This is a genomic window from Micromonospora sp. URMC 103 (genome assembly GCF_051386435.1).
GTDB lineage: Bacteria > Actinomycetota > Actinomycetes > Mycobacteriales > Micromonosporaceae > Micromonospora.
In genome coordinates this window covers 583,364-600,537 of the sequence record NZ_JBPQTR010000004.1, presented here as the reverse complement: position 1 = coordinate 600,537, position 17,174 = coordinate 583,364, and the positions used below count along the sequence as shown (strand labels likewise).

Genomic DNA, 17,174 nt, shown 5'->3' with positions numbered 1-17,174 from the left:
GGAGGTAACCATGGCACGCTACGACGCGCCCACCCACTGGCAGTCCCGCTACGACCACTACATCGGCGGCGAGTACGTCAAGCCGCACAACGGTCGGTACTTCGAGAACCCCACGCCCGTGACCGGCCAGACCTTCTGCGAGGTGGCCCGCGGCACGGCCGAGGACGTCGAGAAGGCGCTCGACGCCGCGCACGGCGCCGCCGACGCGTGGGGCCGCACACCGGTCGCCGAACGGTCGTTGATCCTGAACCGGATCGCTGACCGGATGGAGGAGAACCTGGAGGCCCTCGCGGTCGCGGAGACCTGGGAGAACGGCAAGCCCGTACGCGAGACCCTGGCCGCCGACATTCCGCTCGCCATCGACCACTTCCGGTACTTCGCCGGGGCGATCCGGGCGCAGGAGGGCTCGCTCGGCGAGCTGGACGACGACACCGTGGCGTACCACTTCCACGAGCCGCTCGGCGTGGTCGGGCAGATCATTCCGTGGAACTTCCCGCTGCTCATGGCCACCTGGAAGCTCGCCCCGGCCCTCGCCGCCGGCAACGCGGTCGTGCTGAAGCCGGCCGAGCAGACGCCCGCCTCGATCCACTACTGGCTGTCGCTGGTGGCCGACCTGCTGCCGCCCGGCGTTGTCAACGTGGTCAACGGCTTCGGCGTCGAGGCCGGCAAGCCGCTCGCCTCCTCGTCCCGGGTGGCCAAGGTGGCGTTCACCGGCGAGACCACCACCGGGCGGCTGATCATGCAGTACGCCAGCGAGAACATCAAGCCGGTCACCCTGGAGCTGGGCGGCAAGAGCCCGAACATCTTCTTCGACGACGTGAGCGCCTCCCGCGACGACTTCTTCGACAAGGCGCTCGAAGGGTTCACCATGTTCGCCCTCAACCAGGGCGAGGTCTGCACCTGCCCGTCCCGGGCGCTCATCCAGCAGGGCCACTACGCGGACTTTTTGGCGGCGGCCGTCGCCCGCACCGAGGCGGTCACGCAGGGACACCCGCTGGACACGGACACGATGATCGGCGCGCAGGCCTCCAACGATCAGCTCGAGAAGATCCTGTCCTACCTGGACATCGGCCGGCAGGAGGGCGCGCGCGTCCTCACCGGCGGCGCGCGGGCCGACCTGGGCGGCGAACTCTCCGGCGGGTACTACGTCCAGCCGACCATCTTCGAGGGCGACAACTCGATGCGGATCTTCCAGGAGGAGATCTTCGGCCCGGTCGTCTCGGTGACCTCCTTCGCCGACCTCGACGACGCCGTGAAGATCGCCAACGACACCCTGTACGGGCTGGGCGCCGGCGTGTGGACCCGGGACATCAACACCGCGTACCGGGCCGGGCGGTCCATCCAGGCCGGCCGGGTGTGGACGAACTGCTACCACGCGTACCCGGCGCACGCCGCGTTCGGCGGGTACAAGCAGTCCGGCATCGGCCGGGAGAACCACAAGATGATGTTGGAGCACTACCAGCAGACCAAGAACCTGCTGGTCAGCTACTCCCCCAAGAAGCTCGGGTTCTTCTGATGGACGCCGCTCGTGAGGGCGCCGGGGTTCCCGGTCCGCCGGGCGCCGCGGCGCCGCCGGGCGTCGCGGCGCCGCCCGGTCCCGTTCCGCCGCCGGGCGCCGTTCCGCCGCCCGGTCCCGTTCCGCCGCCTCGGGATTCGTCGGCGCCGCGTCCCGGAGCGGCTGGGCCGGCTTCGACGCCGGTTCCCCAGGCGGTGTCTCCGGCATCGACGCCGCGTTCCGGGGCGGCGTCTCCGGCATCGACGCCGCGTTTCGGGGCGGCGTCTCCGGGCTCGGCGCCGCTTCCCCGGGCGGCGTCGCCGGTCTCGCTTGCGCCCGCCACGGACCCCGTCAGCGTGACGCCGGCCGCGGCCGAGCTGATCCGGACGCTGCGGGAGCAGCACGGGCCGCTCATGTTCCACCAGTCCGGCGGGTGCTGCGACGGCAGCGCCCCGATGTGCTACCCGGCGGGCGAGTTCCGCACCGGCGGCTCGGACGTGCTGCTCGCGGCGCTCGAGGTGGAGGGCGTGCCGGAGCCGGTCGAGTTCTGGATGTCGAAGAGCCAGTGGGAGCTCTGGAAACACACGAGGCTCACGGTCGACGTGGTCCCCGGCCGAGGGAGCGGCTTCTCCCTGGAAGCCCCCGAGGGCGTGAGATTCCTGATCCGCTCCCACCTGGCGTAACCCCAGGCCCCGCGATCTTGCACTTTGCGCCCCTGAAATGAGTTCAATGTCGGGAATGTCGGGGCAGGAAGTGCAAGATCGCGGAGTCGTGCGGGCTCAGGCCAGGGCCGCGCGGATCGTCGTGATGATGTGCTGCGGCCGGCGGTAGAGATCCTGGTCGGTGAAGTACCGCATGCGCCAGCCGTTGGCGTCGAGCCAGTTCATACGCTCGCGGTCGTTCCGAAGGCGGTCACGGTTCAGGTGCGACTGCCCGTCGTACTCGACGCCGAGCCTGCACTCGCGATAACCCAGGTCGAGGCGGTAGCGGCGGATGCCGTACGAGTCGTGAACCCAGATCTGCGGCTCGGGTGCGGGCAGCCGGCCGTCCAGCACGATCAGGCGAAGCTGGCTCTCCTGACGGCACTCCGCCCGGCCGTCCGCCAGTGGGACGAGGTCCCGCGCCTGCCGGACGCCACGCAGAGCCCGGTGCGCCGGCAGTTCCGCGAGCAGTTCGTCTCGCGTGACGGCGCCGGACCGGAGGGCCGCGTCGAGCACCGGCAGAGCGTCGAGCCGACGCACTCTCCGAGCGAGGTCGACGGCGCACCGGGCCGCCGGCACGCAGGGCAGCCCACCGACGAGAACCGGCCGCACGGGCAGGGCCGAGTGATGCACGACCAGCCCGGGCAGCCGTGGCCGGGGCACGCTGGCCGGCAGCTGGACATGAACCTGATCCTCGCGGAGGACGCCGAACCCGTGCCGGCGGGCCGCGCTCTGCCGGGTCAGCGCAGCGCCCTCGGGCAGGCACAGCAGCAGTGCGCGGAGTTCGTCGTCGTTCTCGCAGGGCCGGGCGGCGTAGACGCCCCGGCGTACACGGAACAGCTCCTCCCTGCCGACCTGAGTCCGGAGCCGCTTCACCGTGAGCCGCCGCAACAGGTACTCGACGCGCCGCAACTGAGTCGCCACAGCCGCACTATCCCGAACCCCGCCACCTACGAGCCGCCCCCGCACCCGCCCGCTGTGGACAACCTCTCCCCTGTGGACAACCACCCCGAGAGCCCCGGCCCGTGCTAGCCCCCTCCTACTTCAGCCCGCGATCTTGCACTTGTGGCCCTGGATATGTCCGTTACATGCGAAAAGCCGGGGCAGAAAGTGCAAGATCGCGGAGGTGCGGGGCGGGGGCGGGGAGGGGGGCGGGTTAGCGGGTGTTTAGGAGGGGCTGGTGCGGGTTCCAGGGGGTGCCGCCCTCGGCGTCGCGCCGGCGGCGGGCGATCGCCGACAGGGCCTCCAGCACGACCCGGTTGCCGAGGTACGCGGTGATGTCCGCGTGGTCGTACGGGGGTGCGACCTCGACCACGTCCACCCCGACCACGGGCAGCTCGTAGCAGCAGCGCCGCACCGCGTCGAGCAGTTGCCGCGAGGTCAGCCCGCCCGGTTCCGGGGTGCCGGTGCCGGGCGCCATGCCGGGGTCCACGACGTCCACGTCGACGGAGAGGAAGACGCCCTCGCACTCGTCCACCGCGATGCCGAACGCCTCGGTCAGGCACTCGTCGAGGCCGCGCGTCACCAGCTCGGTCATCTCGTACGAGCGCATCCGCTGCTCCGCCATCCAGGACAGCACCGAAGGGCCCGGCCAGTAGCCCCGCAGGCCGATCTGGAGGAACCGGTCGCCGCGCACCGCACCCGACTCGATGAGCCGGCGCATCGGCTGGCCGTGGCCGTGCAGGCTGCCGAACTCGACGTCACCGGTGTCGGCGTGCGCGTCGAAGTGCACCAGCGACACCCGACCGAGCCCGTGCCGGCGGGCCACCCCGGTGGCGTCGGGCAGGGCGATGGAGTGGTCGCCGCCGAGAACGACCGGGATGGCGTCGGCCGAGGCGACGGTGTGCACCGCGGACTCCAGCGCCGCCAGGGACCGCTCGATGTCGCCGGAGAACATCTCGACGTCGCCGGCGTCGTACACCCGCAGGTCCCGCAGCCCGTCGACGCGCAGCGCGAGCGACGGGCGGGAGCCGTCGTGCGGCAGGTAGCAGGCCTGCCGAATGGCGGACGGCCCGAACCGGGTGCCCGGCCGGTGCGAGGTGCCACCGTCGAACGGCGCTCCGACGATCACCACGTCCGCGTCGGCGAAGGAGGCCGGGTCGGACAGGTCGCACGCGGGTACGCCGAGGAAGGTCAGGTCCGGCCCGTACATGGCCCCGTAGCGGGTCACCGCTCCTCCATTCCCCAGGGTGAGCCGTAGGCGGTCAGCAGATCCAGGAACGGTTTCGGCGGCATCGCCTCCGGGCCCAGCACCCCCACGCCGGTCCAGGCGCCGGTGGCGAGCAGTTCCAGCGCCACCACCGGGTTGAGCGCGGTCTGCCACACCACGGCCTGGTGGCCGTACTCCCGCATCGACCACTCGTTGTCGACCACGTGGTAGAGGTAGACGCGCCGCGGCAGGCCGTCGACACCGGTGCCGGTGACGTACGTGCCGGCGCACGTCTTCCCGTGCATCCGGTCGCCCAGCGTGGCGGGATCGGGCAGGCAGGCGGCCACCACGTCGCGCGGCGAGACGGACACGCCGCCGACGGGCACCGGCGCCGTGGAGTCCAGGCCGACCTTGTGCAGCGTCCGGAGCACGTCGATGAACTCGGCGCCGAGACCGTACTTGAACGTGACCCGCTTCGCGTCCACCCACCGCGGGATGAGCAGCACCTCCTCGTGCTCCACGTTCACGCACTCGACCGGGCCGATGCCCGCCGGGAACTCGAAGACCTCCGGCTCCGAGAAGGGCGCAGTCGTGTACCAGCCGCGGCCGGCCTCCCAGACGACGGGCGGGTTCAGGCACTCCTCGATGGTGGTCCAGATGGAGAACGACGGGGCGAACTCGTGGCCGTCGACGGTGAGGTTCGCCCCGTCGCGGACCCCGATCTCGTCGATCTCGGCGAAGAGTTCGTCGGCCGCGTACCGGGCGAAGACGTCGGAGAGGCCGGGCTCGACGCCGATGCCGCACAGCGCGAGCCGCCCGGCGTCGACCCACCGGTCGGCGCGGGCGAACTGCTCGTCGCCCAGCTTGACCCCGGTCTCCGCGTACGGGCGGGCGGGGTGCGGGCGGGACAGGGACATCGCCATGTCGAGGTAGTCGACGCCAGCCGCGTACGCGCCCTCGAAGATCGGCAGAACGAAGCGCGGGTCGACGGCGTTGAGCACGTGCGTGATCCGCTGTTCCCGGCAGAGCGCGGCGACCGCCTCCGCCGACGAGGCGTCCACTGACGCGGCCACGAACCGGTCGTCGCGGCCGGCCACGGCCCTGCGCGCCCGGGCGGGGTCGCGGTCGGCCACCACCATGGTCTCGAAGAAGGAGCGACGGGCGGCGATGGCGACGGCCGCGGAACCGACGCCGCCCGCACCCACCAGCAGGATGCGCATCAGGAATCGAACCCCAAACCGAGTCGGTCGAGCGTACGGAGCCAGAGGTTGCGCCGGCCGTGGTCGGCGTCGGCGCGGGCCAGGGACCAGCGGGTCAGGTTGATGCCGGTCGCGCGGAACGGTTCCGGCGGGAACGGCAGGGGTGCCGTGCGGACGAGGTCGAGCCGGGTGAGCGGGGTGTCCGCGCCGGCCAGCAGGTCGAGCATCACCCGGGCGCCGAACCGGGTGGCGCCGACGCCGAGGCCGGTGTAGCCGGCCGCGTACGCGAGCCGCCCGGAGTAGGCGGTGCCGAAGAACGGGCAGAACCGGGTGCAGGTGTCGATCACCCCGCCCCAGCGGTGGCTGAAGCGCAGGCCGTCGAGCTGCGGAAACGTGCGGAAGAAGTGGTCGGCGAGCGTGTTGAAGGTGTCCCAGCGCTGCTCCAGTGCCGGGTGCGTCCGGTTGCCGTAGTGGTAGACGGCGTCGTACCCGCCGAAGAGGATCCGGCCGCCGGGGGTGATCCGGTAGTAGTGGAACTGGTTGCCGGTGTCGGCGATCCCCTGGCGGTTCGCCCAGCCGACCGATCGCCGCTCGTCGTCGCCGAGCGGCTCGGTCATCAGCGCGTAGTCGTACACCGGCACGAGCCAGGCCCGCAGCCGGCGCAGCAGCGGCGGGAACGCGTTGGTGGCGAGCACGACCCGGCGGGCGTGGACCCGGCCCGGGGCGGCGTCCCGGCCACCGGCCGTGGTGGCCCGCAGCGCCGCGCCGTCGCCGCTCAACCCGGTCACCCGGGTGTGCTCGGCGATCCGCACCCCGAGGTCGAGGCACACCCGGCGCAGCCCCCACGCCAGCTTCGCGGGGTCGAGCATGGCCACCCGGTCGCGGTCCCACAGCCCGCCGAGGTACGTGGGCGACTCCACCTCGGCGCGTACCTCGTCGGCGTCGAGCAGCCGCACGTCGCGGCCGTACCGGCGGCCCAGCTCCGCGTCGGCGGCGAGCCCGTCGACCTGGTACGGCTCGACGGCGACGGCCAGCTCGCCGGTGCGCTCGAAGTCGCAGTCGATGCCGTACTCGGCCACGGTCGCGGCGATGGCGTCGAGGTTCTCCCGGCCGAGCCGCTCCAGCTCGTCGATCTCGTGTGGGAACCGCTCGACGCCGTTGGCCAGCCCGTGGGTGAGCGAGGCGGAGCAGAAGCCGCCGTTGCGCCCGGAGGCCGCCCAGCCGCAGGTGCCCGCGTCGACCAGCAGCACGTCCCGACCGGGATCGTCCCGTTTGGCCAGCAGCGCGGTCCACAGCCCGCTGTAGCCGCCGCCGATCACGAGCAGGTCGGCCGTGTGCGTGCCGTGCAGCGGCGGGAGCGGGTCCGGGCGCTCGGGACGGTCCAGCCAGTACGGCACGGGCACCGCGTCGGCGAGCGCCCGGCCGATGCCCGGGCGGATCATGACCGGGGCCGGGCGACCCCGCCGCCCACGGGGGTGACCGGCAGGGCGGCGCGGCGGGCGCGCCGGCCGCGCAACATCGAGGCCAGCACCAGCAGCAGGGCGATCGCGAACATCGCGGTGCCGATGACGTTGACCTGCGGTGGGATGCCCCGCTGGGCGGCGCCCCAGACGTACATGGGGAACGTGACGGTGGTGCCCGCGTTGAAGTTCGTGATGATGAAGTCGTCGAAGCTCAACGAGAAGGCGAGCAGCGCGGCGGCCACGATGCCGGGCAGCACGAGCGGCAGGGTGATCCGCCGGAACGTCTGCCACTCGCTGGCGTAGAGGTCCATGGCGGCCTCCTCGAGCCGGGAGTCCATGCCGGCGAGGCGCGCCTTGACGGTCACGACCACGAACGAGACGCAGAACATGACGTGCGCGATGACGATGGTCCAGAAGCCCTGCGGCACCCCGGCGGCCACGAAGAGGGCGAGCAGCGAGGTGCCCATCACCAGCTCCGGGGTGGCCATCGGCAGGAAGATCAGCACGTTGATCCCGCTCCGGCCGCGGAACCGGTGCCGCACCAGGGCGAACGCCATGAGGGTGCCGAGCACCGTCGACACCGCCGTGGCGAGGAAGCCGATCTGCACGCTGCGCACCACGGCGTCGCACATGTCGGAGGTGGCGCACGGGTTCCGCCAGTTGTCGAGCGTGAACTCGTGGAAGTCGTACGACAGCCTACTCGACGGGCGGTTGAAGGACAGCGCCGCCACCACGACGATGGGCAACGACAGGTAGCCCAGCACCAGCAGCGCCACGCCCATCACCCACCGGTCGGCGACCCACCGCCAGAATCGGTTACTCATAGGACGTCCTCCGTTCCGGCCCGCCGCAGGTAGACGAACACCACCGCGAGGATCGCCGCCATGAGCAGGAACGACAGCGCCGCGCCCTGGGGGTAGTCGAGCCGGACCAGGAACGCGGAGTCGATCACGTTGCCGATCATGTACTCGTTCGGCGTGCCGAGCAGTTCCGCGTTGATGTAGTCGCCGCTCGCCGGGATGAAGAACAGCAGCGTGCCGGCGACCAGGCCGGGCATGGACAGCGGCAGCGTTACCCGGCGGAACGCCCGCAGGGGGCTCGCGTACAGGTCGCTCGCCGCCTCCAGCAGCCGGGGATCGAGCCGTTCCAGGCTCGCGTAGAGCGGCAGCACGAGGAACGGCAGGAAGTTGTACGTGAGGCCGAGCACCACCGCGAACGGGGTGGCCAGGAGCCGACCGTCGGCCCCCAGCAGGTGCACGTCGCGCAGCAGCCCGACGAGCCAGCCGTTGTCGGACAGGATCGTCTTCCAGGCCAGCGTGCGCACCAGGAAGCTCGTGAACATCGGCGCGACCACGCACACCAGCAGCAGGTTCTTCCACCGGCCGGCCTTCTGCGCGATGGCGTACGCGAGCGGGTAGCCCATCAGCAGCGCGAGCAGCAGCGCGAGGCCGGCGTAGCCGAACGAGCGGACGAACTGCGGCCAGTACGCCGCCAGCGCGTCCGGGTAGTTGCCGAACGCCCAGGTCAACGCGTACCCGGTGGAGAGCGACCCGCCGGGGTCGTACAGGCTCGCGGCGGCGAGTTGCAGCAGGGGCAGCGCGAAGAAGACGAACAGCCAGGCCGCGCCGGGCAGCAGGAGCAGGTACGGCAGGAGCCGGTGCCGCCCGCGTCGTGCGGCCGGCGGCGGGGCCGCCGTTCCCGGCTGCCCGGTGGGCAGCTGCGCCAGGGCCGTCATGACGTGGCACCCACCGCTTCGTCGAGCACGGGCGTGGTGCGGTCGTCCGCGCCGGGCTCGCGGGGCAGCAGGAACGCGTGCCGGGGGTCCCAGTGCGCGACGGCCTCGACGCCGACGGCCACCCGCTGCGCGGCGCCGCTGTTCGCCGCGAAGACCGACAGCTCGGCGCCCCACGGTGTACGCAGCAGGTACTGGGTGCTGACGCCCACGTAGGAGGCGTCGGTGACCACGCCGGTGAGGTGCTGGTGGCCGACGGGCACCTGGTCGGCGGAGTCGACGAGGTGCAGCTTCTCCGGGCGTACGCCCAGGTGGACCGGCCCCCGGTCGGCCCGGGCGCGCTCGGCGGGCACCGAGTAGCGGGCGCCGTGCGCGGTGACCGGCACCTCTCCCCCGGTGGCGCCGGCGGCCTCGGCGGCGAGCAGGTTGGACTGGCCGAGGAAGTTCGCCACGAACGCGGTCGCCGGGAACTCGTACAGGTCGGCGGGCGCGCCGAGCTGTTCGATGCGCCCGGCATTCATCACGGCGACCGTGTCGGCCATCGTCATGGCCTCCTCCTGGTCGTGCGTGACGTGCACGAACGTGATGCCGACCTCGGTCTGGATCCGCTTCAGCTCGATCTGCATCTGCCGGCGCAGCTTCAGGTCGAGCGCGCCGAGCGGCTCGTCGAGCAGCAGCACCTGCGGGTGGTTGATGAGCGCGCGGGCCAGGGCCACGCGCTGCTGCTGCCCGCCGGAGAGTTGGGCGGGACGCCGGCGGCCGTACCCGTCGAGCTGCACGAGCGACAGCATCCGCGCCACCTGGTCGTCGACCCTGCGGATGCCGCGCCGGCGCAGCCCGAAGGCCACGTTCTCGAAGATGTCCAGGTGCGGGAAGAGCGCGTAGCTCTGGAACACCGTGTTGACGGGCCGCTTGTACGGGCGCAGCCGGGCGATGTCCCGGTCGCCGAGCAGCACCTGCCCGCTGGTGGGCTCCTCGAGGCCGGCGATCATCCGCAGTGTCGTCGTCTTGCCGCAGCCGGACGCGCCGAGCAGGGCGAAGAACGAGCCCTGCGGGACCGTCAGGTCGAGGTCGTCCACCGCCGTGAAGACGCCGAACCGCTTGGTGAGGTTGGCCAGCCGCAGGTCGCCGACCGGTGTCTCGCGTCCCACTGTCGTCCCGCCCATCTCCTCGTCAGGCCCCGATGACCTGCTGGAACTTGCCTTCGTACTCGCGCTCCTGCTTCTCGTCCAGGGCCATGAACACCTTGGCCTTCGACAGCATCGTGTCGTCGGGGAAGATCAGCGGGTTGGCGGCGAGATCGGGATCGATCTTCTCCATCTCGGCCTGGGCGCCCTGGACGGGGCAGATGTAGTTCACGTACGCGGCGAGCTGGGCGGCCACCGCCGGCTCGTAGTAGTAGTCCATGAGCTGCTCGGCGTTGCCCTTGTGGGTGGCCTTGTTCGGCACCAGCATGTTGTCCGACCAGAGCATGACGCCCGACTCGGGCACCACGAACTTGATCTTGTCGTCCTCGAAGCCGAGCTGGATGACGTCGCCGGACCAGCCGATGCACGCCGCGATGTCTCCCTTGGCCAGGTCGGGCGCGTAGTCGTTGCCGGTGAACTTGCGGATCTGACCCGAGTCGACGGCCTTCTTGAGCTTGGCGAGCGCGTCGTCGAACTGCGCCGCCGTGAAGTTCGACGGGTCGTGGCCGTTCGACTGGAGCAACAGGCCCATGGTGTCGCGCATCTCGGACAGCGCCGTCACCTTGCCCTTGAGGTCGGGGCGGGTGAGCAGCTCGTCGACCGTACGCAGTTCCTTGGCGACCCTGCCGTTGTAGGCCATGCCGGCGAGGCCGGACTGCCACGGCACGGCGAGCTGGTTCTCCTTGTCGAAGGAGCGTCCGCGCAGCGAGGGCAGCAGGTTCGCCGCGACGTTGGGCATCTTCGCGGGGTCGAGCTTCTGGATCCAGCCGAGCCGGATCATGCGCGCGGCCATCCAGTCGGTGAGCACCATGATGTCCCGGCCGGTGGACTGGCACCCGGCGAGCTGGTTCTGCACCTTGCCGAAGAACTCGTTGTTGTCGTTGACGTCCTCGGTGTACGTGACCTGGACGCCGCTGCGCGCGACGAACGCGTCGAGGGTGGGTCGCTTGGACTCGTCCTTCTCGTCCACGTCCATGTACTGCGGCCAGTTGGAGAACGCGAGTTTCTTCTCGGTGCCGGAGAGGTCCTCGCTGACGCAACCCGCCTCGGTCTGCTGCGCGCCCTTGGTGCCGCAGCCGGCCAGCGAACCGCCGGCGGCGAGCAGGGCGGCCGATCCGAGGGTGCCGGTGAGCAGACCGCGCCGGGAGAGGGGCCGGAGGGGAGTACGCATGTGACGACTCCTTCGGGGGGTCATCGTCGGCGGCGGGGACGGGGGTGACGACGCCGGCGGGAGGTCAAGTGCGATTGACGACCGATCCTGGCATGAGGTGACCTTCCTTACAAGGGATTCCGTTGCGGGATTAGCTCTCCACGACGAAATACGCCAGACTGCGCGAGGCATTAGGCTCACACCGCGGATCGGACATGGGGAGCGGTCGATGACGAACCGGCAGCAGGAGCACGGCAACGGCGGGCGGCGGGTGGCGGTGCGTGACGGCGCCAGTCACGCCCTGCTCGACGACGTGGCCAAGCAGATCATCGAGCAGCTCCAGGAGGACGGGCGTCGCCCGTACGCGACCATCGGCAAGGCCGTGGGGCTCTCCGAGGCGGCCGTACGGCAGCGGGTGCAGCGGCTGCTCGACGCCGGCGTGATGCAGATCGTCGCCGTCACCGATCCGCTCCAGCTCGGCTTCCCCCGCCAGGCCATGATCGGCCTGCGCACCGACGGCGACCTCGAGGCGGTGGCCGACCGGCTCGCGGAGCTGGACGAGGTCGACTACGTGGTGATCACCGCTGGCTCCTTCGACCTGCTCACCGAGGTCGTCTGCCGCAACGACGACCACCTGCTGGAGATCCTGCAACGGCTGCGCGCCGTCGAGGGCGTGCTGTCCACCGAGGCGTTCGTCTATCTCAAGCTCCGCAAGCAGACCTACACCTGGGGTACGGCCTGAGGCGTTTGCCGGGCGCCGACCAGGCGCGAGCCGACGGTACGGAATCCGTTGCCCCTCGGACTCTGGTTAGCAGATTTCGTTGCGACAGCGATGATGTACCACCGATACCACTTGCCGTGGGCAGTCCGGCTGTGCGATAACCGTGGGCAGAGCGGCCGGTACGACCCCCGACCGGCCCGGGACCGATGGGGCTCACATGGCCAACGCCACCGACCACCTCTGGATGCACTTCACCCGGATGGCGAGCTACTCCGCGGGCGAGGTGCCGACCATCGTGCGCGGCGAGGGCGCGTACGTCTGGGACGCGCAGGGCCGCCGCTACCTCGACGGGCTCGCCGGACTCTTCGTGGTCAACGCCGGCCACGGCCGCACCGAGCTGGCCGACGCGGCCGCGAAACAGGCGGCGGAACTCGCGTACTTCCCGCTCTGGTCGTACGCCCATCCGAAGGCCGTCGAGCTGGCCGAGAAGATCGCCTCGCTCACGCCCGGCGACCTGAACCGCGTCTTCTTCACGACGGGTGGCTCGGAGGCGGTCGAGGCGGCGTGGAAGCTCGCCCGCGCCTACTTCAAGCGCACCGGCAAGCCGACGAAGCACAAGGTCGTGAGCCGCTACATCGCCTACCACGGCACCTCGATGGGTGCCCTGTCGATCACCGGCCTGCCCGGCATCAAGAGCGACTTCGAGCCGCTCGTGCCGGGCGGCATCAAGGTGCCGAACACCAACTTCTACCGCGCCCCGGAGCACGGCGACGACGCCGAGGCGTTCGGCCGCTGGGCGGCCGACGAGATCGGCCGGGCCATCGAGCGGGAGGGGCCGGACACGGTGGCCGCCGTCTTCCTGGAGCCCGTGCAGAACTCCGGCGGCTGCTTCCCGCCGCCGCCCGGCTACTTCGAGCGCGTACGGGAGATCTGCGACGCGTACGACGTGCTGCTCGTCTCCGACGAGGTGATCTGCTCCTGGGGCCGGCTCGGCGAGTACTTCGGCGCCGTCCGGTACGGCTACCAGCCCGACATCATCACCACGGCCAAGGGCATCACCTCCGGGTACGCCCCGCTCGGCGCGATGATCGCGAGCGAGCGGCTCATGGCGCCGTTCCTCACCGAGACCGGCATGTTCGCCCACGGGGTGACCTTCGGCGGCCACCCGGTCTCGTGCGCGGTGGCCCTGGCCAACCTGGAGGTGTTCGCCCGGGAGGACCTGGTGGGCCACGTCCGGGCCAACGAGGCCGCGTTCCGCGCCACCCTGGAGAAGCTCACCGACCTGCCCATCGTGGGCGACGTCCGCGGCGACGGCTACTTCTACGGGATCGAGTTGGTCAAGGACAAGGCGACCCGGGAGACGTTCGACGAGGCCGAATCGGAGCGACTGCTGCGGGGCTTCCTCTCGACGGCGCTGTTCCAGGCCGGTCTCTACTGCCGCGCCGACGACCGCGGCGACCCGGTGGTGCAGCTCGCCCCGCCGCTGATCGCGGGCCAGCAGCAGTTCGACGAGATGGAGCAGATCCTCCGCGCGGTGCTGACCGAGGCGTGGCGGTGGCTCTGACCGCCGTGTCGTACCGGGACCTGTCGTACTGGCTGTCCACCGTGGACGATTCGCTGGCGCCGCGCCCGCCGCTGCCCGGCGACACCGACGCGGACGTGGCCGTCGTCGGCGCCGGCTACACCGGGCTCTGGACGGCGTACCACCTGGCCCGGGCCGATCCGACGATGCGGATCGTCGTGCTCGAACGGGACATCGCCGGGTACGGGGCGTCCGGCCGCAACGGTGGCTGGTGCTCCGCGCTCTTCCCCACCTCGCTCACCGGCCTGGCCCGCCGGCACGGCCGTGACGCGGCGGTCGCCATGCAGCGGGCCATGCAGGCGACGGTGCGCGAGGTGGGGCGGGCCGTCGCGGCCGAGGGCATCGAGTGCGACTGGGCTCCGGGCGGCACCGTGGTGCTCGCCCGCAGCGACGCCCAACTCGGCCGGGCGCGCGCCGCCGTCGCGGAGGCACGGGCGTTCGGCTTCGGTCCGGAGGACCTGACGCTGCTCGACGCCCGCGAGGCGGCCGACCGGTGCGCCGCCGAGGGCGTACGCGGCGGCACGTACACCCCGCACTGCGCGGCCGTGCACCCGGCCAAGCTGGTCCGGGGGCTCGCGCGGGCCGTGGAGCGTCTCGGGGTGACCATCCACGAGCGAACCCCGGTCACCGCGATCCGGCCCGGCGCCGCGCTGACCCCGGCCGGGCGGGTCCGCGCACCCGTGGTGGTCCGGGCCACCGAGGGCTACACCCCGGGCCTGCCCGGCCAGCGGCGGACCGTGGTGCCGGTCTACTCCCTCATGGTGGCCACCGAGCCGCTGCCGGCGCAGACCTGGGCGCGGATCGGGCTGGCCGAACGGGAGACGTTCGCCGACCACCGGCACATGATCATCTACGGGCAGCGCACCGCGGACGGGCGGCTCGCCTTCGGCGGGCGCGGCGCGCCGTACCACTTCGGGTCCCGGGTCCGGCCCGGCTTCGACCGCGAGCCGGCGGTCTTCGCGGCCCTGCGGCGCACCCTCGGCGAGCTCTTCCCGGTGCTCGGCCCGGACGTGGCGGTGACCCACCGCTGGGGCGGGCCGCTCGGCGTGGCCCGGGACTGGTCGGCGTCGGTGGGGCTGGACCGGGCGACCGGGCTCGCCTGGGCGGGCGGGTACGTCGGCGACGGCGTCGCCACCACGAACCTCGCCGGCCGTACGCTCGCCGACCTGATCCGGGGCGTGGCGAGCGACCTCACGACGCTGCCCTGGGTGGGGCACCGGTCGCCGCGCTGGGAGCCCGAGCCGCTGCGGTGGCTCGCCGTCAACGCCGGGCTGCACGTGATGGCCTCCGCGGACGCGGCGGAGGCACGTACCGGCCGCCCGTCGCGGCGAGCGGCCCTGTTCGGTCGTTTCCTCGGGCACTGACGCGCGCCGGACGCCCGGAACCCGGGGACCTGCGCCGGAACCGGCACCGGCCCGTCGCCCGGCTGCCTAGCCTGACAGCAGAGAGCAGGCTGGGGGGATCCTTCGACGGAGGCCAGGGTGAGCACTGAGGCGGTCATGGACGCGTTCGACGGGGAGCAGGAGATCGAGATCACGGTGACCGGCCGGAAGACCGGACGCCAGATCTCCCACCCCGTCTGGTTCGTGCAGGAAGAGGAGAGCATGTTCCTGGTGCCGGTCAGCGGCTCGGACAGCGACTGGTACAAGAACATCCGGCGGACGCCGGCGATCCGGGTGGCGGCGAACGGCACGGCCGTGAACTCGAGCGCCACGCCGATCACCGAGCCGGACCGGGTCGACCACATCGTGGGGATGTTCCGCGACAAGTACGGCGCCGACCAGGTGCGCAGCTACTACCCGAAGCACGACGTGGCCGTGCAGGTGCCGCTCGGCTGACCGCGGTCGGGTCGCCGGCTCCGGTGGCGGAGCCGATCAGAGGTTCGGCGGGATCACGCGCAGGTGGCCACGACGGCCGGTGGAGTGCGCCTGCGGGTCCTGGTCGTCCTCCGGCGGGCGGGGAGCGGGGCGGGCGGCCTCGCGGACCGCCTCGGCCAGCGCCACCAGGTCGTCGGTCGTGGGCGGCGGCGGCTCGAACTCGCCCTCGTGGCGCACGACGTCCCAGCCGCGGGGGGCGGTCAGGTTGCGGGCGTGCGGCTCGCAGAGGTCGTACGTGTGCGGCTCGGCGAACGCGGCCAGCGGACCCACCACGGCTGTGGACTCGTTGTAGACATAGGTCAATGTGGCGACCGCTTGCCGGGGGCAGCCGTTACGGGAGCAGCGCCGTGGTGACCTCACGGCGGCAGGGTATCTCCATTACCGGGTCCGGCGCACCGGTTCGCGTTGCGACACGCCCGTCGTGGTGATCACAATTCGCCCGTCCGGCAGACGGTTCCGGCTCCGGCGCGCCAACCGGTGGCGCTGCCGCAGGCCAGGCCGCCTCGGGGGCTACCCTGTGCCTCATGACGAGCCCGGAACACCGCCGCCCCGGCTCCGGCCGGCGGGCCCACCGTGACCGGCACGGGCGTGGTCTGCGCGGACGGTTGGTGCCGGCGACCGTGCCGCTGGCCCGCACGAAGGCCGAGGTGTTCGACGACCTGGTCCTGGACACCGTCGAGACGTTGGAACGACGGTTCGCCAAGGAGCTTGCCGGGGTCGAGTTCGCGGTCGAGGACGTCCCGCCGGAGCTCAACGTCTACGACTCCGACGTGCTGGAGGACGGCGAGGTGCCGCTGGCCCGCCTGCTGCCCGGGCGGCCGGGCCGCCAGGAGGTGCCACCCCGCATCGTGCTCTACCGGCGGCCGCTCGAGTTCCGGGCCATGGATCGGGAGGACCTCGCCGACCTGGTGCATGACGTGATCATCGAGCAGGTGGCGAACCTGCTCGGGGTCGACCCCGACGAGCTGGCCTGAGCGGTTCCGCCCCCGCCGGCCCCCGCCGGCCCCGACCTCGGAGCCGCAGACCTTGGCGCCCCGGACCTCCGGCGCCCCCGCGCCGGGTCGGCCCCGCCGGCCGAACGTTCGAGCCGGGCGGCCCCCACCGCCCGGGCCCGACGTCGTGTCAGGCGGCCCGCCGCTTCAGCTTCCGCCGCTCTCGTTCGGAGAGGCCGCCCCAGATCCCGAACCGCTCGTCGTGACCGAGAGCGTATTCGAGGCATTCCGTCTTGACCTCGCAACGCGAGCAGATCCGCTTCGCCTCGCGGGTCGAGCCGCCCTTCTCGGGAAAGAACGCCTCCGGGTCGGTCTGCGAGCACAGCGCCCGCTCCTGCCACTCCGGCGCGTTTCCGAGCAGGTCGGCCACCTCAAGCTGGCCGTCCATCAAATGCCTCCTTGTCGCGCACCGGCGTCATCGCCGCTGCAACCCCCCACGCGAAAGGCGTGCTTGTCCGTCCGGTCCCGTTTTGATGCGTTCCGTGCGAACAACCCCATTCAAATTACACGCGTGTAATGCGTGCGCCGTCAAGCGGAACTTGATAATGGAGTCGCCCTCCCGACACGCCCCGGACGGCCATCCGACCACCCGGCCCTCGCAACCTGCCCTATCGATTCAGACCCCGGCCGAGTAACGCCCTCTCCGGCGAGTTGCCGAAGATTTCTGCTCGTGGCGTCCCCCCGTCGGCCGGCGGACCGCCACGGCGGCGACCCCCGACAGCAATGCTGATCTTGGTGGGGCACAGGTTAACGCGAGTCGAGCCGAGCCGCCCGTCGAGCGGGCCGGCATGACCGCGCACCGTCCACATGATGGACAGTGCCCGGCGCCGGGGCGCGGTCGGCGGTCCGGCGGGGCCGGCCGGAGCGCTGCTCGGCCAGACGGAGCCCGCCACCGCGCCCCCGATGGCACGGATCCTCCCGACCGG

The 17,174-nt window shown here is 71.8% G+C and carries 17 protein-coding genes; 7 read left to right on the top strand and 10 right to left on the bottom strand.

Going from position 1 to position 17,174, the window contains the following annotated elements; all coding sequences use genetic code 11:
• Window positions 1–10 precede the first annotated feature (10 nt).
• Window positions 11–1,516, top strand: a complete 1,506-nt coding sequence (gene adh, locus ACSNOA_RS06365; protein ID WP_436656993.1) for an aldehyde dehydrogenase — start codon at window positions 11–13, stop codon at window positions 1,514–1,516.
• Window positions 1,517–1,851: 335 nt separating this feature from the next.
• Window positions 1,852–2,178 (top strand): DUF779 domain-containing protein, encoded by a 327-nt coding sequence (locus ACSNOA_RS06360; RefSeq protein ID WP_436656992.1) that lies wholly within the window; start codon window positions 1,852–1,854, stop codon window positions 2,176–2,178.
• Window positions 2,179–2,274: 96 nt separating this feature from the next.
• Here ACSNOA_RS06360 and ACSNOA_RS06355 read toward each other — a convergent pair whose 3' ends face one another.
• The 8 genes from ACSNOA_RS06355 to ACSNOA_RS06320 all read right to left on the bottom strand — a co-directional run bounded on the left by ACSNOA_RS06355 (window position 2,275) and on the right by ACSNOA_RS06320 (window position 11,097).
• On the bottom strand, window positions 2,275–3,120 hold the full coding sequence (locus ACSNOA_RS06355; RefSeq protein WP_436656991.1) for a DUF559 domain-containing protein: 846 nt from the start codon (window positions 3,118–3,120) through the stop codon (window positions 2,275–2,277).
• Window positions 3,121–3,352: 232 nt separating this feature from the next.
• Window positions 3,353–4,366, bottom strand: coding sequence for an agmatinase (gene speB / locus ACSNOA_RS06350; RefSeq protein WP_436656990.1), 1,014 nt, complete (start codon window positions 4,364–4,366; stop codon window positions 3,353–3,355).
• On the bottom strand, window positions 4,363–5,565 hold the full coding sequence (locus ACSNOA_RS06345) for a saccharopine dehydrogenase family protein (protein ID WP_436656989.1): 1,203 nt from the start codon (window positions 5,563–5,565) through the stop codon (window positions 4,363–4,365). The genes speB and ACSNOA_RS06345 overlap by 4 nt, the downstream gene beginning before the upstream one ends.
• Entirely contained in the window at window positions 5,565–6,986 is a 1,422-nt protein-coding gene (locus ACSNOA_RS06340) for an NAD(P)/FAD-dependent oxidoreductase (RefSeq protein WP_436656988.1), read from the bottom strand. Before ACSNOA_RS06340 ends, ACSNOA_RS06345 begins: the two co-directional genes overlap by 1 nt.
• Window positions 6,983–7,831 (bottom strand): ABC transporter permease, encoded by an 849-nt coding sequence (locus tag ACSNOA_RS06335; protein WP_436656987.1) that lies wholly within the window; start codon window positions 7,829–7,831, stop codon window positions 6,983–6,985. Before ACSNOA_RS06335 ends, ACSNOA_RS06340 begins: the two co-directional genes overlap by 4 nt.
• Window positions 7,828–8,742: an ABC transporter permease gene (locus ACSNOA_RS06330; protein ID WP_436656986.1), complete on the bottom strand. Its 915-nt coding sequence runs from the start codon at window positions 8,740–8,742 to the stop codon at window positions 7,828–7,830. The genes ACSNOA_RS06335 and ACSNOA_RS06330 overlap by 4 nt, the downstream gene beginning before the upstream one ends.
• Window positions 8,739–9,905, bottom strand: a complete 1,167-nt coding sequence (locus ACSNOA_RS06325) for an ABC transporter ATP-binding protein (protein WP_436656985.1) — start codon at window positions 9,903–9,905, stop codon at window positions 8,739–8,741. Before ACSNOA_RS06325 ends, ACSNOA_RS06330 begins: the two co-directional genes overlap by 4 nt.
• Window positions 9,906–9,912: 7 nt before the next feature.
• Window positions 9,913–11,097, bottom strand: a complete 1,185-nt coding sequence (locus tag ACSNOA_RS06320) for an extracellular solute-binding protein (RefSeq protein ID WP_436656984.1) — start codon at window positions 11,095–11,097, stop codon at window positions 9,913–9,915.
• Between the two features lie 208 nt (window positions 11,098–11,305).
• Here ACSNOA_RS06320 and ACSNOA_RS06315 point away from each other — a divergent pair, with 208 nt between their 5' ends.
• The 4 genes from ACSNOA_RS06315 to ACSNOA_RS06300 all read left to right on the top strand — a co-directional run bounded on the left by ACSNOA_RS06315 (window position 11,306) and on the right by ACSNOA_RS06300 (window position 15,217).
• Window positions 11,306–11,818, top strand: coding sequence for an Lrp/AsnC family transcriptional regulator (locus ACSNOA_RS06315; RefSeq protein ID WP_436656983.1), 513 nt, complete (start codon window positions 11,306–11,308; stop codon window positions 11,816–11,818).
• Between the two features lie 196 nt (window positions 11,819–12,014).
• Window positions 12,015–13,361, top strand: a complete 1,347-nt coding sequence (locus tag ACSNOA_RS06310; protein WP_436656982.1) for an aspartate aminotransferase family protein — start codon at window positions 12,015–12,017, stop codon at window positions 13,359–13,361.
• A gap of 5 nt (window positions 13,362–13,366) precedes the next feature.
• A complete protein-coding gene (locus ACSNOA_RS06305; RefSeq protein WP_436658333.1) occupies window positions 13,367–14,743 on the top strand; it encodes an NAD(P)/FAD-dependent oxidoreductase in 1,377 nt (458 codons plus the stop codon).
• 117 nt (window positions 14,744–14,860) lie between these two features.
• Window positions 14,861–15,217: a nitroreductase/quinone reductase family protein gene (locus tag ACSNOA_RS06300; protein WP_436656981.1), complete on the top strand. Its 357-nt coding sequence runs from the start codon at window positions 14,861–14,863 to the stop codon at window positions 15,215–15,217.
• Window positions 15,218–15,253: 36 nt separating this feature from the next.
• Here the strand turns inward: ACSNOA_RS06300 and ACSNOA_RS06295 are convergent, their stop codons facing one another.
• The gene (locus ACSNOA_RS06295; protein ID WP_436656980.1) at window positions 15,254–15,616 is read right to left on the bottom strand and encodes a DUF3499 domain-containing protein; all 363 of its coding nucleotides are present in this window, start codon (window positions 15,614–15,616) and stop codon (window positions 15,254–15,256) included.
• A 164-nt stretch (window positions 15,617–15,780) separates the two neighbouring features.
• Between ACSNOA_RS06295 and ACSNOA_RS06290 the strand changes: the two genes are divergently transcribed.
• Window positions 15,781–16,230 carry a metallopeptidase family protein gene (locus tag ACSNOA_RS06290; RefSeq protein WP_076471216.1) on the top strand — a complete coding sequence of 150 codons (450 nt, stop codon included), beginning with the start codon at window positions 15,781–15,783 and terminating at the stop codon, window positions 16,228–16,230.
• Between the two features lie 148 nt (window positions 16,231–16,378).
• Here ACSNOA_RS06290 and ACSNOA_RS06285 read toward each other — a convergent pair whose 3' ends face one another.
• Window positions 16,379–16,636 (bottom strand): WhiB family transcriptional regulator, encoded by a 258-nt coding sequence (locus ACSNOA_RS06285; protein ID WP_007455784.1) that lies wholly within the window; start codon window positions 16,634–16,636, stop codon window positions 16,379–16,381.
• Between the last annotated feature and the right edge of the window lie 538 nt (window positions 16,637–17,174).

Coding starts and splice junctions, on each gene's coding strand:
- ACSNOA_RS06330 (WP_436656986.1), bottom strand. CDS start 8,742: ATGACGGCCCTGGCGCAGCTGCCCACCGGGCAGCCGGGAACGGCGGCC.
- ACSNOA_RS06315 (WP_436656983.1), top strand. CDS start 11,306: ATGACGAACCGGCAGCAGGAGCACGGCAACGGCGGGCGGCGGGTGGCG.
- ACSNOA_RS06320 (WP_436656984.1), bottom strand. CDS start 11,097: ATGCGTACTCCCCTCCGGCCCCTCTCCCGGCGCGGTCTGCTCACCGGC.
- ACSNOA_RS06285 (WP_007455784.1), bottom strand. CDS start 16,636: ATGGACGGCCAGCTTGAGGTGGCCGACCTGCTCGGAAACGCGCCGGAG.
- ACSNOA_RS06345 (WP_436656989.1), bottom strand. CDS start 5,565: ATGCGCATCCTGCTGGTGGGTGCGGGCGGCGTCGGTTCCGCGGCCGTC.
- ACSNOA_RS06340 (WP_436656988.1), bottom strand. CDS start 6,986: ATGATCCGCCCGGGCATCGGCCGGGCGCTCGCCGACGCGGTGCCCGTG.
- ACSNOA_RS06290 (WP_076471216.1), top strand. CDS start 15,781: ATGACGAGCCCGGAACACCGCCGCCCCGGCTCCGGCCGGCGGGCCCAC.
- ACSNOA_RS06335 (WP_436656987.1), bottom strand. CDS start 7,831: ATGAGTAACCGATTCTGGCGGTGGGTCGCCGACCGGTGGGTGATGGGC.
- adh (WP_436656993.1), top strand. CDS start 11: ATGGCACGCTACGACGCGCCCACCCACTGGCAGTCCCGCTACGACCAC.
- ACSNOA_RS06325 (WP_436656985.1), bottom strand. CDS start 9,905: ATGGGCGGGACGACAGTGGGACGCGAGACACCGGTCGGCGACCTGCGG.
- ACSNOA_RS06310 (WP_436656982.1), top strand. CDS start 12,015: ATGGCCAACGCCACCGACCACCTCTGGATGCACTTCACCCGGATGGCG.